This window comes from Streptomyces alboniger (assembly GCF_008704395.1).
Lineage (GTDB): Bacteria > Actinomycetota > Actinomycetes > Streptomycetales > Streptomycetaceae > Streptomyces > Streptomyces alboniger.
Genome location: NZ_CP023695.1, coordinates 6,272,653 through 6,289,773 on the forward strand (window position 1 = coordinate 6,272,653; position 17,121 = coordinate 6,289,773).

The window sequence follows — 17,121 nt, forward strand, 5'->3', positions numbered from 1 at the left end:
GACGCGCCACCGCACCACCTCACTGCCAGGGCAGTGAGGTGCCCGGCTCAAGCCGGCCCATCTTGCGGTACTCGCGGCGCGCCCCGGCCCGTACGTCCGCGCCCGAGACCGGGCCGCCGCGCCCCGCCGCCAGATAGGCGGCGGTCACCGCGGCCGACCGGATGCCGCCGCCCGCCAGCTCGAACTCCTTGGCGCACAGAGTGAGGTCGTCATCCAGGTCGGGTGCGCAGGGCGTACCGGCCAGGCAGGCCCGCCACAGCGCGACACGCTGCTCGACGTCGGGGAACGGGAAGTCGACCACGAGGTCCAGACGCCGCGTGAACGCGTCGTCGATGTTCGCGCGCAGATTGGTGGTGAGCACGGCGATCCCGTCGAACGCCTCCAGGCGCTGGAGCAGATAGGCGCTCTCCAGGTTGGCGTACCGGTCGTGTGAGCTCTTGACCTCCGAGCGCTTGCCGAAGACGGCGTCGGCCTCGTCGAAGAGCAGCACGGAGTCCGTGCGGTCCGCCTCGACGAAGATCTTCTCCAGGTTCTTCTCGGTCTCGCCGATGTACTTGTCGACCACCGCGGAGAGGTCCACGACGTAGAGGTCCAGGCCCAGTTCACCGGCCACCACCTCGGCCGACAGCGTCTTGCCGGTGCCGGAGTCCCCGGCGAACAGGGCGATCACCCCGCGCCCGCGCCCGCCCCCGGTCCGCAGCCGCCACTCGCCGAGCACCTTGTCGCGGTGCCGGGCCCGTTGCGTCAACTCGCGGAGCATGCCGAGTGGTTCTTCGGGAAGTACGAGGTCCTCGAAGCCGACCTCGGGCCTGATCCGCCGGGCGTGCTTGTCCAGGAGCGGCGCGGATTGCCGGCGTGCGCTGCCCTGGACGTGTGCGGCGGTCGGCGCGGTGCCGTCGAACGCGGCCAGGGCGGCGGTGGCCCGTGCGGCCCGGCGGATCTGCGCGGGACCGAGCCGGTAGGGGGCGACTGCCTCGCCGAGGTCGAATCCGAGGTCGAATCCGAGGTCGGAGCCGGGGGCGGAGTCGGGGCTCGGTGCGTCGGCGGGCGCGTGCCGGGCGAGTTCGGCACGCCACGCGCGGGGCGCGTCGATGCCGGCACGCGGCGGTGCGTCCAGCGCGAGCAGTCCCGCGTCGGGCGCCCACCCGGGGTCGTACGGCTCGCTCCCGATGAACACCACCGGCACGTCTCCCGTCGCCAGGGACCGCACCAGGGCGCCGGGATCGGGCGGGAGCGGCGCCACGACGAGCGCGGCCCCCCGCAGCCGTGCCTCGCGCACCAGCGCGACGGCGGTCCCGGCCTCCGAGCCCCCGGCCGGGGGCAGGTGGCGCAGCACCGGCAGCCCGGCGGCACGCAGCGCAGCGACCACCGGATCGGCGGCGGTCTCCTCCCTGCGCTCACGCAGATGGACGAGGACGGGCCGGGCGGCGGCGAGTTCCGCGAGGCGCGCGGCCAGCGGATCAGCCACTTCTGGATCGGCCCCTGGTGAATCCGTCGGCGACAACAACTCGACGGAAGGTCCGACGAGTTCGGGATCCAGCGCCTCGTCCCCGAGCAGCCACGCCACCACCCGCTCGGGCACCCGTAGCGCGCGCCCCGGCAGTGGCCTGTCCTCCTCGTCGAGGGTGAGGAGCCCCGCGGCCCGCAGCGGCGCACCGGGGTGGAAGCGGGCGCGGGCCGCCGGGTCGTGCGGCCCGGTGCCCGCGAGGTCGAGGGCCAGCGCGACCGTCGCCCTGCGCCGCCCCACGTCGTCGTTGAGGAAGCCGTACAGCGGCTCGAAACGGCGGTCCACATCGGGCGCGAGGGCGGCCAGCAGAATCTGCCGGTCCAGCGGCGCGAGGCCGAACAGCTCCGCCAACGCGCCCATCGAGCCGCCCGGTTCGCCCTCCAAGGGACGGGGCGCGGATGCCGGGGCCGGCGGGGAAGCCGTCGCCAGCCGCTGAGCGGTCTCGGGCGACACGTACAGGCCGCGCAGCGGATCCGCCGCCGTCGGGTCGTCGGACCCGCGCCGCTCGACCAGCTCCGCCACTCGCCCGCGTAGCTCGTCGAGCAGCGCGAGCACCCCTTCGGAGGGGGCGCTCACCGCGTACTCTCCGGCCTGATCCGCAGCGGCCGGGGCCGTGAGTCGCCCGGCTCGCCGTCGATGCCGCGCACGACGACGGCACCCTCGGTGACCGGCGGCGCCACGTCGTACGCGGGCGACACCGGGAACGGCACGATGACCACCACGTCCAGCGACGGCTTCAGCTCACCGCCGAGCGCCGACCAGATGTCCGCGATGGAGCGGGACTCGGGAGGCACCGCGACGCCGAGCGGCAGCGGCGCACCCAGCGCGGTGAGGGCCGCGGGGAGCCGGTCCGGCGGGAGCAGTTCGTGGGCGAGCAGGGTGCCGAGGGCCGCCGAGAGGAGCCGGTGCTCGTCCTCGGGGCGGTTGGTCCAGGCGGTGAGCAGGTAAGAGAGCCGGAACCAGCGCGGCGGCTGCCGCCTGCGCAGCACCCTGCCGTCCGGCCCGCGCTCGGCGTATGCTCCGCGCTCGCGCCGGGCGACGTCCTCGCGGATGTCGTAGAGGTATGAATTGAGGGTGGGCGCGTTGCGGCGCGCGGCCCAGTCCCGGGTCGGCGCCTCGAAGACGACGTCGCCGGTTCCTTCGGGAAGCGCTCCGCGCAGCAACTGCCGCAGCGCCTCGTCCACTTCGTGGATCACGTCGAAGCCCCCGGCCCGAGGGGTCGGAGGCGGTGGATCGACGGCATCAGATGTATCCCTCCCGCAGCGCGTACGCGACGGCATGCGCGCGGTTCTGCAGCTGTAGGCGCGTCATCAGCGCGTGCAGCACGTTCTTGACGGTCCGCTCGGAGTAGGCGAGCTTCTCCGAGATCTGTTTGGTGTCCAGGCCCTCCGCGATCAGCCGCACCACGTCCACCTCGCGGGGCGCCATGCCCAGCGTCGGTACGAGCGCGCCGCCGGACGGCGAGGAGTCGAGCGCCGAGAGCCGCAGCCGCCCCAGCTGGGTCATGAGCCGGTTGATGAGGTCGGGCGGCAGCTCCCCCTCGCCCCGCGCCGCGCTGTGCACGGCCCGCAGCAGTTTCTGCGGGGTCGCCTGGTGCCGCCAGAGGATGGCCCGTACGCCGCATTCGACGACCGCGAGCAGCTCCGGCTCACGCAGTTCCCTCGCGATCAGTACGACGCGCTGCTCGGCGGCTCTGGCGAGACGGCGCAGCTCCGTGCCCGCGAGGTCGTCGAGCCGGTCGACGAGCATGACGGCGACCCGCTCCGGTGCGGGCGCCGCTTCGTGCGGGGTCCGAGGCGTCTGTGAGATGTCCCCGGCGCGGTCCACCAGCTCGACGCTGGGCTGGTGCTGGAGGTGACTGATCACCCCGGCCCGGCTGAGGGGGTCGGTGGCGTGCACGGCCACCGATATGCGTGTATCCGACACTGGTGTTCCCTGTCTTCCCCCGAATAGCGACGGGCACAGGGTGACCGGGGTCGATCAATAAACGATTGCCGATGGATCAACGCGGATGTCTACGGACGTGAGTGGGCGTGAGTGGACGACGTGAGCGGACGTGAGTGAACGTTAGTGGTCACGAGGCCGGGGGCGGGTACGGGGCCCCGCTCAGCAGCCGCGCGAGGTGCACGGTGTTCGCCGCGAGGGCCCGGGTGGTGTCGGCGACGGCGTCGGGGGTCTTGTCCAGATCCTGGTAGTCGGTGCCCTGCTGGGCCTCGCCCACCCAGTAGGTCACGGCTCCCGGCGCGAGGCTGAAGCCGATGTCGTTGAGCCCCTGGAAGACATCGGCGCTCACCTTGTGCGCGCCGTCCTCGTTGCCCACGACCGCCACGGCCGCCACCTTGCCGTGGATCAGGGGGCGGCCCTGGTCGTCGGTCTCGGACTCGGCGTTCAGCCGCTCCATGACGCGCTGGCAGATGCTCGAAGGGTGACCGAGCCAGATCGGCGTGGCCAGGAGCAGGATGTCGGCCGCGAGGACCTTCTCGCGCAGCGCGGGCCAGGCGTCCCCGTCGCCCAGGTCGGTGGAGATGCCGGACTTCACGTCGTGGTCGGCGACCCGCACCGACTCCACGCTCACCTCCAGCTTCTCCAGTTCGGCCAGCACCTGGCCGGCCAGCAGCTCACTGCTGGAAGGGGACGGCGAGGGGGAGAGGGTGCAGACGAGTGCCAGGGCGCGCACGGGGACTCCTTCATCAGACGGATACGGTGGGAGGCCTCCAGTTACCTGATCGTCGCGTACGAAACATCACCGCGCACGCCGGCGACGGCATCCGCGCGGCCCGGGTCCGCGCGCCGCGCCGTCCCGCCCCCGCCGGCTACTGCACGGCGGCCCGCACGAGGACCTGCTCCGTCTCGGAGGGGAAGAACCCGCTGATCCCCAGCATCAGACGGAGCGCCGTGGCCACGCGCGGGGGCAGCGGCCGGGGCAGGCCCGCCGGGGCGAAGACCACCCCGGACGGTTCGACCCGCACCGCGTCCAGTTCGTGCTGGGCGCGCTGCGCCTCGCCGTTGTTGATGTGCAGGAGGGCACGCCGCACGCCGACCGACGCGTGCTCCGAGACGTCCAGCAGAGCGGCGATACCGGTCGCGGTGGGATCCGGGTCCTGCCGGGGGGCGGCTGTCGTGGAGCCCGCCGCCGCGCACTCCACCGCGGCCTCCCGCAGGTGGGTGCTCGCCTTGTCCAGGATCTTGACGATCGCACACAACCGTCCTGTGTCGAACGACGCCATACGATCACTCCTCTGCGATGCCGCGCGTACGAGCACGCGCTCGAGTAGGACTGCCAACAGGCGTATCACCGGCGTGCGCGCCGACCGAACCCCTCCGAGGGAGCGCACACGGCGCGCAGAGAGGAAAAGCAGCCGGCACATCCGCCCGGCCTTCCGCCGGGGGGCGCACGCCGGGCGGCGGCCGCACCCGGTCCTCGCGCGACACCTCCCCACCGCCCTGACGAGGGAAAATTCCCGGGTACGCCCGCGGAGGGCGCGGTACGTTGAGGGTGCGCGCCGGGGATGGGGCGCCGCGCGGGCGGGTGACCGTGGCGCGGCGCGCGTACGGCCGCGAGCCCGACGAGGGGCCGCGGTCATGTCTCCGGGGCGTACTTCCACCCAGCCCCCGTTTCGAGGCCAACCCACCGTGTTCCTGACGATCAGCACCACCGGCATCCCCGAACGCCCCGCGACCGACCTCGGGTTCCTGCTGCACAAGCACCCCGGCAGGACGCAGGCGTTCTCCACCTCCTACGGCACCGCGCACGTCTTCTACCCCGAGGCGAGCGAGGAGCGCTGCACGGCCGCGCTGCTCCTGGAAGTCGATCCCGTCGCCCTCGTACGGCGCGGTAAGGGCAAGGGGCGCGGCGGGGCGCCCGACGCGGCGCTCGCGCAGTACGTGAACGACCGGCCCTACGCCGCGTCGTCGCTGCTCGCCGTCGCGCTGAGCGCGGTGTTCTCCAGCGCGATGCGCGGCGTGTGCACCGCGCGGCCCGAGCGGGCCGCGCAGCCACTGCCGCTGCGCGTCGAGGTGCCCGCGCTGCCCGCACGCGGAGGCGCCGAGCTGGTACGGGCGCTGTTCGAGCCGCTGGGCTGGACGGTGGCGGTCACGCCGGTCCCGCTGGACGAGCGCTTTCCGGAGTGGGGCGACTCGCGGTACGTCGGTCTCGTACTCGACGCGCCCGACGGGAAGCTGACCCTCGGCGAGGCACTGCGCCACCTGTACGTCCTGCTGCCCGTCCTCGACGACGCCAAGCACTACTGGGTGTCCCCGGACGAGGTCGACAAGCTGCTGCGGGCCGGTGAGGGCTGGCTCGCGGACCACCCGGAACAGCAGGTCATCACCAGCCGCTACCTGGCGCGGCGCTGGTCCCTGACGCGCGAGGCGAGGGAACGCCTGGAGCTGGTGCGCCTCGCCGACGCGGACGACACGGACGTCGAGGAGATCGACAACGCCGTCGACGAGCGGTCCGACACCGAGGAGAAGCCCGTACCGCTCGCCGTCCGCCGCCGCGAGGCGATCCTCGCGGCGCTCACCGCCGCGGGCGCGGCCCGCGTGCTCGACCTGGGCTGCGGGCAGGGCCAGTTGGTGCAGGCGCTGCTCAAGGACACCCGGTTCACCGAGATCGTCGGGATCGACGTGTCCATGCGCGCGTTGACCGTCGCCTCGCGGCGGCTGGGACTGGACCGTATGGGCGAGCGCCAGGCGGAGCGCGTCAAGCTCCTCCAGGGCTCGCTGGCGTACACCGACAAGCGGCTCAAGGGGTACGACGCGGCGGTGCTCAGCGAGGTCATCGAACACGTCGACGTGGAGCGGCTGCCCGCCCTGGAGTACGCGGTGTTCGGCTCCGCCCGCCCCCGCACGGTCCTGGTGACCACGCCCAACGTCGAGTACAACGTCCGCTGGGAAACGCTCCCCGCCGGCCACACGCGCCACGGCGACCACCGCTTCGAGTGGACGCGCGAGGAGTTCGGGGCGTGGGCGCACGAGGTAGCCCAACGCCACGGGTACGGAGTGGAGTTCATACCCGTGGGGGACGACGATCCCGAAGTGGGGCCGCCCACCCAGATGGCGGTCTTCACCCGGACCGAGCAGACCGAGCAGACCCGCCCGGCCGCGACGACGACCGAGAAGAACACGAGGGGGGTACGGGCGGCATGACCGACGACACCAGCACCAGCACCACCAGCAGCGGCACCGGAGCGCCGCGCGCGGGACGGATCCTGCCCGTCACCGACCTCTCCCTCGTCGTCCTCGTCGGCGCCACCGGATCAGGCAAGTCCACCTTCGGGCGGCGGCACTTCAAGGCCACCGAGGTGATCTCCAGCGACTTCTGCCGCGGCCTCGTCGCCGACGACGAGAACGACCAGAGCGCCAGCCGCGACGCCTTCGACGTACTGCACTACATCGCGGGCAAGCGCCTCGCCGCCGGCCGTCGTACGGTCGTCGACGCCACGAACGTACAGAGCGACAGCCGCAAGCAGCTGATCGAGCTGGCCCGTGCGCACGACGTGCTGCCCATCGCCATCGTGCTCGACGTGCCCGAAGAGGTCTGCGCCGCCCGCAACGCGCTCCGCGCGGACCGGGCCGGACTGCCGCGCCGCGTCATCCAGCGCCACCAGCGCGAACTGCGCCGCTCCCTGCGCCACTTGGAGCGCGAGGGCTTCCGCAAGGTGCACGTCCTGCGGGGCGTCGCGGAGATCGAGGCGGCCGAGATCGTCACCGAGAAGCGCTACAACGACCTGTCCCACCTCACCGGCCCCTTCGACATCATCGGCGACATCCACGGCTGCGCCCTCGAACTGGAGGCCCTCCTCGGCAAGCTCGGATACGTCGACGGGGCGCACCCCGAAGGACGTACGGCCGTCTTCGTCGGCGACCTCGTCGACCGCGGCCCGGACACCCCGGGCGTGCTGCGCCGCGTCATGGCGATGGTCGCCGCGGGCACCGCGCTGTGCGTGCCCGGCAACCACGAGAACAAGCTCGGCCGCTACCTCAAGGGCCGCGGCGTCCAGCACACCCACGGACTCGCCGAGACCGTCGAGCAGCTGGAGCGGGAGAGCGACGAATTCCGCACCCAGGTGAGGGAGTTCGTCGACGGCCTCGTGTCGCACTACGTCCTCGACGGCGGCAAGCTGGTGGTCTGCCACGCCGGCCTGCCCGAGAAGTACCACGGGCGCACGTCCGGGCGGGTCCGCTCGCACGCGCTGTACGGCGACACCACCGGCGAGACAGACGAGTTCGGGCTGCCGGTGCGCTACCCCTGGGCCGAGGACTACCGCGGCAAGGCCGCGGTAGTCTACGGCCACACCCCCGTGCCCACCGCGAGCTGGCTGAACAACACCATCTGCCTGGACACCGGCGCCGTCTTCGGCGGCAAGCTGACCGCGCTGCGATGGCCGGAGCGCGAGCTGGTCGACGTGCCCGCCGAGCGGGTCTGGTACGAACCCGCCAAGCCGCTGCGCACCGAGGCGCCGGGCGGCCATGACGGGCGCCCGCTCGACCTGTCCGACGTGCACGGCCGCCGGGTGGTGGAGACCAGGCACGCGGGCCGCGTCGCCGTGCGCGAGGAGAACGCGGCGGCGGCCCTTGAGGTCATGAGCCGCTTCGCCGTCGACCCGCGCCTGCTGCCTTACCTGCCGCCGACGATGGCACCCACCGCCACCTCGCGCAGGGACGCCTACCTGGAGCACCCGGCCGAGGCCTTCGCCTCGTACGCGCGGGACGGCGTCGCCCGCGTGGTGTGCGAGGAGAAGCACATGGGCTCGCGCGCGGTCGCCCTGGTCTGCCGCGACGCGGCCGTGGCCCGCGAGCGGTTCGGCGTCGAGGAGGGCCCGACCGGCTCCCTCTACACCCGCACCGGCCGCCCCTTCTTCGGCGACGCGTCCACGACGGAGGAGATACTGGCCAGGCTGCGCGCCGCCGTCACGGACGCCGGCCTGTGGGAGGAGCTGGACACGGACTGGCTGCTGCTCGACGCCGAGCTGATGCCGTGGTCCCTGAAGGCATCCGGCCTGCTCCGCACGCAGTACGCGGCCGTCGGCGCCGCCTCCGGAGCAGTCTTCCCCGGCGCGCTGGCCGCCCTGGAGGCCGCCACGGCGCGGGGCGTCGACGCGGACGCGCTGCTCGCGAGCCAGCGTGAACGCGCCGCGGACGCCGCCGCGTTCACCGACGCCTACCGCCGCTACTGCTGGCCCACTGAGGGCCTGGAGGGCGTACGGCTCGCGCCGTTCCAGATCCTGGCCGTCCGGGGCCGCAGCCTCGCCGCGCTCGCGCACGACGAACAACTGGCGCTGATCGACCGCATGGTGGAGCACGACCAGAGCGGCCTGCTCCAGACCACCCGTCGCCTCTACGTCGACACCGGCGACGAGTCGTCGGTGCGGGCGGGCGTCGACTGGTGGCTGGAGATGACCAGCCGCGGCGGCGAGGGCATGGTCGTCAAGCCGCTCACGGCCCTGGTCAGGAACGACCAGGGGCGGCTGGTGCAGCCCGGCATCAAGTGCCGCGGCTGGGAGTACCTGCGGATCATCTACGGCCCGGAGTACACCCGCCCGGAGAACCTGGAGAAGCTGCGGGACCGCTCCCTCGGCCACAAGCGCTCGCTCGCCACGCGCGAGTACGCGCTCGGCCTGGAGGCCCTCGACCGCCTCGCGGAGGGCGAGCCGCTGTGGCGCGTCCACGAAGCGGTGTTCGCGGTGCTGGCCCTGGAGTCGGAACCGGTGGACCCGCGGCTCTGAAAGCCGAGGCGCCGATCCGTCACCAGGTGCCGTGTTGACCGCGCGTAGGCCGTCCGGCCGGGGAAAGATGGACCCCATGGGATTCCATGTCGACTCCGAGGCCGGGCGGCTGCGCCGCGTCATACTGCACCGCCCCGATCTGGAGCTCAAGCGGCTGACTCCGAGCAACAAGGACGCGCTGCTCTTCGATGACGTCCTCTGGGTGCGCAGGGCCCGCCAGGAGCACGACGGCTTCGCGGACGTGCTGCGCGACCGGGGCGTCGAGGTGCACCTCTTCGGCGACCTGCTGACCGAGACCCTGGACGTGCCGGCGGCCCGCCTCGTCGTCCTCGACCGGGTCTTCGACGAGAAGGAGTACGGCCCGCTGGCCACGGACCACCTGCGCGCCGCGTTCGAGACGCTGCCGTCCGCCGAACTCGCGGAGGCACTGGTCGGCGGCATGACGAAGCGGGAGTTCCTTGAGCGGCACGCCGAGCCGACGTCCGTGCGCTTCCACTGCATGGACCTGGACGACTTCCTGCTCGGCCCGCTGCCCAACCACCTCTTCACCCGCGACACCTCCGCCTGGATCTACGACGGCGTATCCATCAACGCGATGCGCTGGCCCGCCCGGCAGCGCGAGACCGTGCACTTCGAGGCGATCTACCGCCACCACCCGCTGTTCCGGGACGGCGACTTCAACGTCTGGTCGGAGGGCCAGGCCGACTACCCCTCGACCATCGAGGGCGGCGACGTCCTGGTCATCGGCAGGGGCGCGGTGCTCATCGGCATGAGCGAGCGCACCACCCCGCAGGCCGTCGAGATGCTCGCGCACAAGCTGTTCGCGGCGGGCTCCGCACAGACGATCGTGGCCCTCGACATGCCGAAGCGGCGCGCGTTCATGCACCTCGACACGGTCATGACGATGGTCGACGGCGACACCTTCACGCAGTACGCGGGTCTGGGCATGCTCCGCTCGTACACCATCGAACCGGGCGTCGGGGAGCGGGAGTTGAAGGTCACCGACCACCCGCCCGAGAACATGCACCGGGCCATCGCCGCCGCGCTCGGCCTCGACTCGATCCGGGTGCTCACGGCCACGCAGGACGTGCACGCCGCCGAGCGCGAGCAGTGGGACGACGGCTGCAACGTCCTCGCCGTCGAACCGGGCGTGGTGGTCGCGTACGAGAGGAACGCGACCACCAACACGTATCTGCGCAAGCAGGGCATCGAGGTGATCGAGATCCTCGGGAGCGAGCTGGGGCGCGGCCGGGGCGGGCCGCGGTGCATGAGCTGCCCGGTGGAGAGGGAGGCGGTACCGGGGGCGTAACGTACCGGGGGCGTAACGTCGGAAAGCGCGCATTCGGGGCCCGCGCGGAGCCCCGTGACACCAGCACCACCAGAAACGAGAACCACCCCATGAGCCCCAAGAGTCCGAACGGGCTTCGCATCAAGTCCCCCGACCAGCTCGTCGCCGAATCGGGCGCGGACCTCGAGGGGCACGGCCTCAAACGGACCATGGGGCTCTTCCAGCTCGTGTGCTTCGGCGTCGGTGCCATCGTCGGCACCGGCATCTTCGTCGGACTGTCCGACTCCGTGGCCGAGGCGGGTCCCGCCGTCGCCGTCTCGTTCGTTCTCGCGGCGGTCACCTGCATCTTCACCGCGTTCTCGTTCGCCGAGCTGGGTGGCGCGATCCCGGTGTCGGGCAGCTCGTACTCGTTCGCGTACGCCTCCCTCGGCGAGCGCGTCGCGTTCCTCGTGGGCTGGTGCCTGTTCCTGGAGTACGGCGTCTCGGTCTCGGCGGTCGCCGTCGGCTGGAGCCAGTACCTCAACGAACTCCTGAACAGTCTCACCGGCTGGGAGCTGCCCGCCGCCCTGTCCGCGGGCCCCGGTGAGGGCGGCGCGGTGAACCTCCCCGCCGTCGTCGTCATCCTGCTCGCCGCCGTCCTCCTGGTGCGCGGCATCCGCGAGAGCGCCGGTGCAACGGCCGCCATGGCGGTGCTGAAGATCGGCATCCTGCTGCTCTTCCTGGCCATCGCGTTCACCGCGTTCGAGGACGGCAACCTCACGCCGTTCGCGGGCGCGGGCGTCTCCGGCATCACCGCGGGCGCCTCGCTCGCCTTCTTCTCCTTCATCGGCTTCGACGCCGTCACCACGGCCGGCGAGGAGGTCAAGGACCCGCGGCGGAACATTCCGCTCGCGATCATGATCTGCATCGGCGTGGTCACCCTGCTGTACGTCGCGGTGGCGCTCGCGGCCATCGGCGCGCTCGGCTCGGACGCCGTGGCGGACAAGCCCGCCGCGCTCTCACTCGTCGTCAACGAGGTCACGGGGTCGACCGTCGGCGGCGGCGTCATCGCCTTCGGCGCGGTCGTCGCCATCGCGTCCGTCGTCCTCGCCGTGATGTACGGCCAGACCCGCATCCTGATGTCGATGTCCCGCGACGGCCTCATGCCGCGTGTCTTCGAACGCGTCTCGCCGCGGACCTCGACGCCTGTCGCCAACACCTGGATCGTCGCGGCCGTCGTCGCCGTCCCCGCGGCCTTCTCCTCGCTCGACGTGGTGGTCGGCCTGACCACCATCGGCACGCTCGCGATCATGGCCGTGGTGAACATCGCGGTGCTCGCCCTGCGCCGCTCGCACCCCGGCCTGCGGCGCACCTTCCGGGTGCCGTTCTACCCCGTGAGCCCCCTCCTCGGTGTGGGTTTCTGCCTCTATCTGATCTGGGGCACGGGCTGGTCGACGTGGGTGCAGTTCGCCGTCTTCCTGGCGGTCGGCGCCGTCGTGTACGCGCTCTACGGGCGACGCGGCTCCCGTCTGGCGAAGGCGGCCGATCAGGCCCTGAACGGGGGGTCCGCCCAGTAAGCTGATCCGGCCGGGCGGCACGGGAGGCCGCGGGGCACGGGGGCCGGCGGCACGGGAGCGAGGGGGCGGCCGTGATTGAACTCTCCGAAGTCATCGCCGAGTTGAGGCGGGAACTGGACGAGGCCATGAGGGCGGGCGCCGGGCACCGGCTGCGGTTCGAACTGGGGCCCGTCGAGGTCGAGGCGTCCGTCGCCGTCGAACGCTCGGGAGGAGCCGACGCCAAGGTCCGCTTCTGGGTGCTCGACGCGGGCGCGGACGCCCGGATCGCCCGCAGTGAGACCCACCGCATCTCCCTCACCCTGCACCCGAAGATCACCGGACAGTCCGGGCCGCCCGAGATCGCGGGCCCCGAGACGGAGCGCGAGCGCTGACCGGCACGGGGGAGCGGTGAGCACACCCGGTCTGGACGTCCGGCGGATCGCCGAGATCATCGTGACGACCGTGCACGGCGAGCGGCGCCGCGGCACCGGCTGCCTCGTCCGTGACGGCCTGGTCCTCACCGCCGACCACGTCGTACGCGGCGCGCGGACGGTGGACGTCCGCTTCGACGCCGACCGGCCGGGCGAGCGCACCCACCGGGCGGCCGTCGCCTGGTCCCACGCCGACACCGACGCGGCCCTGCTCACGGTGGCGGAGGAGAAGGCGGACGGCCCGCTCCTCCTCGGCGGCATCGGCGAACGCGACGCCGTCCTGCGCTGTACGACCCTCGGTTTCCCCCGCCACAAGCTGCGTACCGACCCGACGGGCGCCGCCCTCGCCTACCGCGACTCCTGCCACGCACAGGGCTCCGCCGCCGTCCTCGGCAACCGTCGAGAGGGCACCCTCGACCTGCGCGTCCCGCCCCCGGACCGGGACCCCGACCCGGACCGCTCGCCCTGGGAGGGGATGTCCGGCGCGCCCGTCTTCAGCGGTGAACGGCTCGTCGGCATCGTCGCCAGACACCACCGCGCGGACGGCCTCGGCAGCCTCGCCGTGCTCCGCATCGACCGCTGGCACGAGCGGCTCGGTGCCGCTGAACAGGCCGCTCTGGAGGCCCTGATCGACGTGCGCGTCGGCCCCGGCGGCGACCTGCGCGACGTACTGCCCCTGGACGGCGGCACACTCGCCCAGAGCGCGCATGTGCGGCAGGTGCGCGACATCGCGCCGCCCCGGCTCGTCGCCAGGGAGGGGTAGATCGAGGAACTCGTCACCTTCTGCGCGGGGCGCGACGAGCCCTACCAGTGGTGGCAGGCCCTGCCCTGGAGCGGCAAGACGGCCCTCGCCTCGACCTTCGTCCTGCACCCGCCCGCGGGAGTCCGCACGGTGTCGTTCTTCGTCACCGCCCGCTGGGCCGAACAGGCCGACAGCGACGCCTTCACCGACGCCCTGATCGCCCAGCTCGCGCCCCTCGCGGGCATCGCGGGCGCCGAGGCGGCGCCCGCCGGCCGCGACGCGCTGCGCCGGCTCCTCCTGGAGCGGGCCGCCGAGCGCCTCGCCGAACGGGACGAGACGCTGCTCCTCGTCGTCGACGGCCTCGACGAGGACCGCGGCGCGCGCCCCGGCAGCCCCCGCCCGAGCATCGCGGCCCTGCTGCCGCCCCGCCCGCCCGCCAACGTCCGTGTCCTCGTGACCAGCCGCCCGCACCCCGGCGTGCCCCTGGACGTGCCGGGCGACCACCCGCTGCGGCACTGCCCCCGCAGGCAGCTCGACGCGAACGAATTCGCCCGCCACACGCGGGAGGAGGCCAAGCGCGAGCTGCACGAGGCGCTGCGCGGCGACCGTGCGCAGGTGGACCTCCTCGGCCTGGTCACCGCCGCGCAGGGCGGCCTCACCCTCCGCGACCTCGTGGAGCTGACGCGGCTGCTGCCCTACGAGTTGGAGGCCCGGCTCTCCAGCGTGTTCGGCCGCAGCCTGGAGACCCGTACGCGCTGGGACCTGGAGGAGGAGAAGGGGTACCTCTTCGCTCACGAGACCCTGCGCGAACAGGCCGCGCAGGCGCTCGGCCCGGCCGTCGCGGGGTACCGCGACCGCATCCACGCCTGGGCCGACGAGTACCGCGAGCGGGGCTGGCCCGAAGGCACTCCCGGGTACCTCCTGCACACGTATGGCAGGCTCCTCGCGTCCGGCGACGACCTGGAGCGCTACCTCGCCACGATCACCGACCCGCTCCGCCAGGAGAGGCTCCTCGCCGTAACCGGGAGCGACGCCGTCGCCCGCGCCGACGTCCAGGCGGCCCGCAGACGGCTCGTCGCGACGCCGGGCGGCGACCTCGGGACCGTCGGAGAACTCGCGCTCCTGAACGACCGGTTGGGGCACAGGGGCGGCGTCCTGCCGGAGTACTTGCCCGCCGTGTGGGCGGCGCTCGGGCGGCGGGCCCAGGCAGAGGGCATGGCCCGTTCCCTGATCGACCCGGAAGCCCGACAGCGCGCCCTGGCCCGGATGGTGGCCCATGCGGCGGTGCCCGACCCGCGCCTTGCCCGGAGCGTGGCCGCGGAGACCGAGAGCCTGGCGCTGCGGCGGGTCGGCGGCGCGGAGGTCTACGCGTACGAACACGTCGGGTTCTGCGTGGACCGGGTGACCGGGCTCATCAGGGCGGGGGAGCCGCACGCCGCCCTGGCCGAGGCGCTGCGGCCCCCGGACGGCTGGGAGCGGGCCCTCGTGCTGCGTACCCTGGCCGAGCGTGCCCGCGCGGGCACGCTCATGGACGTGACGGAACTGGCCGACGTGGCTCAGGAGTTGGCGGACCGCCTGCGGGCGCAGCCCGACCGGGCCCTGCTCCTCGGCTGCGCGGCGCTCGCGGTCCGCGAGGAGTCACCGGCGCGCAGCGAGCGGCTTCTGCGGGCGGCGGAACAGGTGCCCTATCGACGCGCGGGGCACTCGCTGGCCTGCCTGGCCGCTCTGATCGCACGGGCCGAGCCGGAACGCGCGCGAAGGCTCGTGCGCCGGGTCCGGCTGCGCAGCCCTTTTACCGTGGAGGTTCACCCCGCCCTCGCACATATCCGCCAGGCCGCCGGTGAGGAGACCGGCGGCATCTTCGCGCTCGGCGCGGCCGCCGAGGAGGGAGCCGAGGTCGCCCTGCCGGCCTTCAACTCCGAGATGCGCCGCTGTCTGGGGCAGACCCTCGGGCTGGCGGGCCGGACCGCCGAGGCCCGGCAGGCCGCGTGCGTGCTGGAGGCTACGAAGGCGGCGGAGGTGGAAGCCGCCATCGCCCTCGGCCTCGCGGCCACGGCGCCCGATGAGGCGGCAGCCCTCGCCAGGACCCTCGCGGAGCGCTCCCGCGGCTCCGACAGCGATCACGCCGCGCTGCTCCCGCTGCTCCCGGTGCTTCCCGAAGCCCTCGCGCTCGCCGGGGACGCGGACCTGGCCGCCCGGCTCTCCGGTTACGTGCAGTCCCGGACGGAGCGGTGGCTGATGGACCTGCTCTGGCGCGCGGAGGGAGGGGTCGAGGTGAAGCGGACGATGCGGCGGGCGGGACTGCGGCTGTCGCCGAGCGCGTTCACACACTTCTCCGACTATCTGGACGTACTGGCCCGGGTGAAGGGAGTGGACCACGCCGCCGTCCTCGCCGGGAAGCGCCAGGGCGAAGTGGCCGCTTTCTGCTTCGCCTCGCTGATCCGGCAGCTGCCACCGGGTGATCCGCGCCGGGCGCGGTACGCGGAGCGGGCGCGCGCCGAGGCCACCGACGGCAACCCGGGCCACGCGGTTTCCCCGGCCGCGTGGTGGGCGGGCCTCGCGGCGACGCTCTGGGGGCAGCCGGACGCGGTGCGCTTCTGGATCGCGGCCCGGGTGCGGTCCGCGGCCCGCACGTCGCCGCGTGCGCGGGCGCTGGTGCCGAGGGCGTCGTCGACGCACTGGCTGGCCTCGCCGTTCGAACGGGCGTCGGCCGTCCTCGCGCTGGCGGCCACCGACCGCGACGAGGCGATCGGGCTGCTCAAGCGGTGGCGGCGCAGGGACGCGTGGTCGGAGAGCCCGGAGCACGCGGAGGCCGGGGCCCTCTGGGCGATGACGGAGTTCCTGCTGGGCGTTCCCGATGCCGAGCGCGAGTGCGTGGTGCCGGAGCGGTCGACGGGACCGTTTCTGGCCACGGCGGCCCTGGCCCTCCTGGGCGGCGGCAGGGAGTGGCACTCGCTGGGCGGCTCGGTCGCCGCCGGACCGTCGCTCCTGCGCCGCCTGCTGGTCCTGGACTCCTACACGGACCGGCCCCTGGCGGTGGACCGCGCGGGCGCCGAGCGTCTGATCCGTGAGCTGCTGGTACGTGAGGACTGGTGGCGGGCGCTGCCCGCGCTCGCCCTGCTGGATCCGGCGGCGGTCCGCCGCATCGGCGCGGCCGTGCTCCGCCGGCTCAGCTGACCCCGGGCCCACCGCCCGCGCACCCGCGGGTGGGGAGCGTGAACCACACCGCTTTGCCGGACTCGGTGGGCCGGTGCCCGCACGATGAGCTGAGGGTGCGGATCAGGAGGAGACCGCGGCCGTGCTCCTGCCAGGGGTCGGGCTCCTCGGGCGGGCAGGGGGCGGTGAGATCGCCGGGCGGCAGCGGGCTGGAGTCGTGCACCTCGACCTGGCAGCCGGTGGGCAGCAGCTCGATCACCAGCTCTATCGGGTCCTGCCCCCTGGTGTGCTCGACGGCGTTGGCGACCAGTTCCGCGGTGAGCAGTTCCGCGGTGTCGGTGTCGGCGGACGACTCGATGTCGGTCAGCGCGGTACGGACCAGGGCGCGCGCGACGGGCACGGCTGCCGTGGTGTGCGGCAGCGCGATGCGCCAGGAGGCGGGGGAGGCGGGCTCGTGCAAGGCGGGGGGTCCGTTCAGAGCAGCAGGCGATCCTGCTTTCAACCGTACGAATCTTAAGCGCTATGTCGACAGGGACGACGGTCGGGCGTGTGCGGGACGTCCGGCCCCCTCGAATCCTCCCTGTCGCGCGTCTGGTGTATCGCGTACTCATGACGACAGTCACGAACAGGTGATAGCTTCGAGGGAAGCGACGCTGTCGGCGGCTCGCCCGGCTGCCCGCCTCTTGCTCGCCCGCAGCTAGCTCACTGCTCGCCCGCTGCTCGCTCGGTGTTCGC

The 17,121-nt window shown here is 73.2% G+C and carries 13 protein-coding genes; 7 read left to right on the forward strand and 6 right to left on the reverse strand.

Features of this window, described 5'->3' with window-relative positions:
- Positions 1-19 precede the first annotated feature (19 nt).
- From CP975_RS27680 to CP975_RS27700, 5 genes are all read right to left on the reverse strand, one after another.
- Positions 20-2,083: an AAA family ATPase gene (locus CP975_RS27680; RefSeq protein ID WP_150477464.1), complete on the reverse strand. Its 2,064-nt coding sequence runs from the start codon at positions 2,081-2,083 to the stop codon at positions 20-22.
- Positions 2,080-2,703 (reverse strand): Pvc16 family protein, encoded by a 624-nt coding sequence (locus CP975_RS27685; RefSeq protein WP_055527316.1) that lies wholly within the window; start codon positions 2,701-2,703, stop codon positions 2,080-2,082. The genes CP975_RS27680 and CP975_RS27685 overlap by 4 nt, the downstream gene beginning before the upstream one ends.
- Before the next feature lie 46 nt (positions 2,704-2,749).
- Positions 2,750-3,433 (reverse strand): response regulator transcription factor, encoded by a 684-nt coding sequence (locus CP975_RS27690; protein WP_055527318.1) that lies wholly within the window; start codon positions 3,431-3,433, stop codon positions 2,750-2,752.
- Positions 3,434-3,581: 148 nt separating this feature from the next.
- Positions 3,582-4,184, reverse strand: coding sequence for a flavodoxin family protein (locus CP975_RS27695; RefSeq protein ID WP_055527320.1), 603 nt, complete (start codon positions 4,182-4,184; stop codon positions 3,582-3,584).
- 136 nt (positions 4,185-4,320) lie between these two features.
- On the reverse strand, positions 4,321-4,734 hold the full coding sequence (locus tag CP975_RS27700; RefSeq protein WP_055527321.1) for a hypothetical protein: 414 nt from the start codon (positions 4,732-4,734) through the stop codon (positions 4,321-4,323).
- 406 nt (positions 4,735-5,140) lie between these two features.
- On the opposite strand from CP975_RS27700, the gene CP975_RS27705 reads away from it, so the two are divergent.
- The 7 genes from CP975_RS27705 to CP975_RS27735 all read left to right on the forward strand — a co-directional run bounded on the left by CP975_RS27705 (position 5,141) and on the right by CP975_RS27735 (position 16,407).
- The gene (locus CP975_RS27705; RefSeq protein ID WP_055527323.1) at positions 5,141-6,655 is read left to right on the forward strand and encodes a 3' terminal RNA ribose 2'-O-methyltransferase Hen1; all 1,515 of its coding nucleotides are present in this window, start codon (positions 5,141-5,143) and stop codon (positions 6,653-6,655) included.
- Positions 6,652-9,234, forward strand: coding sequence for a polynucleotide kinase-phosphatase (locus tag CP975_RS27710; RefSeq protein WP_055527324.1), 2,583 nt, complete (start codon positions 6,652-6,654; stop codon positions 9,232-9,234). Before CP975_RS27705 ends, CP975_RS27710 begins: the two co-directional genes overlap by 4 nt.
- Before the next feature lie 76 nt (positions 9,235-9,310).
- Positions 9,311-10,543 carry an arginine deiminase gene (locus CP975_RS27715; RefSeq protein ID WP_055527326.1) on the forward strand — a complete coding sequence of 411 codons (1,233 nt, stop codon included), beginning with the start codon at positions 9,311-9,313 and terminating at the stop codon, positions 10,541-10,543.
- An 89-nt stretch (positions 10,544-10,632) separates the two neighbouring features.
- A complete protein-coding gene (locus CP975_RS27720) occupies positions 10,633-12,078 on the forward strand; it encodes an amino acid permease (protein WP_055527328.1) in 1,446 nt (481 codons plus the stop codon).
- A 71-nt stretch (positions 12,079-12,149) separates the two neighbouring features.
- A complete protein-coding gene (locus CP975_RS27725; RefSeq protein ID WP_055527330.1) occupies positions 12,150-12,449 on the forward strand; it encodes a trypco2 family protein in 300 nt (99 codons plus the stop codon).
- 16 nt (positions 12,450-12,465) lie between these two features.
- Entirely contained in the window at positions 12,466-13,251 is a 786-nt protein-coding gene (locus tag CP975_RS27730) for a S1 family peptidase (protein ID WP_055527332.1), read from the forward strand.
- Positions 13,252-13,380: 129 nt separating this feature from the next.
- Complete coding sequence (locus CP975_RS27735; protein WP_150477466.1) at positions 13,381-16,407, forward strand: hypothetical protein; 3,027 nt, start codon at positions 13,381-13,383, stop codon at positions 16,405-16,407.
- Here the strand turns inward: CP975_RS27735 and CP975_RS27740 are convergent.
- The gene (locus CP975_RS27740; protein ID WP_051819394.1) at positions 16,400-16,846 is read right to left on the reverse strand and encodes an ATP-binding protein; all 447 of its coding nucleotides are present in this window, start codon (positions 16,844-16,846) and stop codon (positions 16,400-16,402) included. The genes CP975_RS27735 and CP975_RS27740 overlap by 8 nt on opposite strands.
- Positions 16,847-17,121 lie beyond the last annotated feature (275 nt).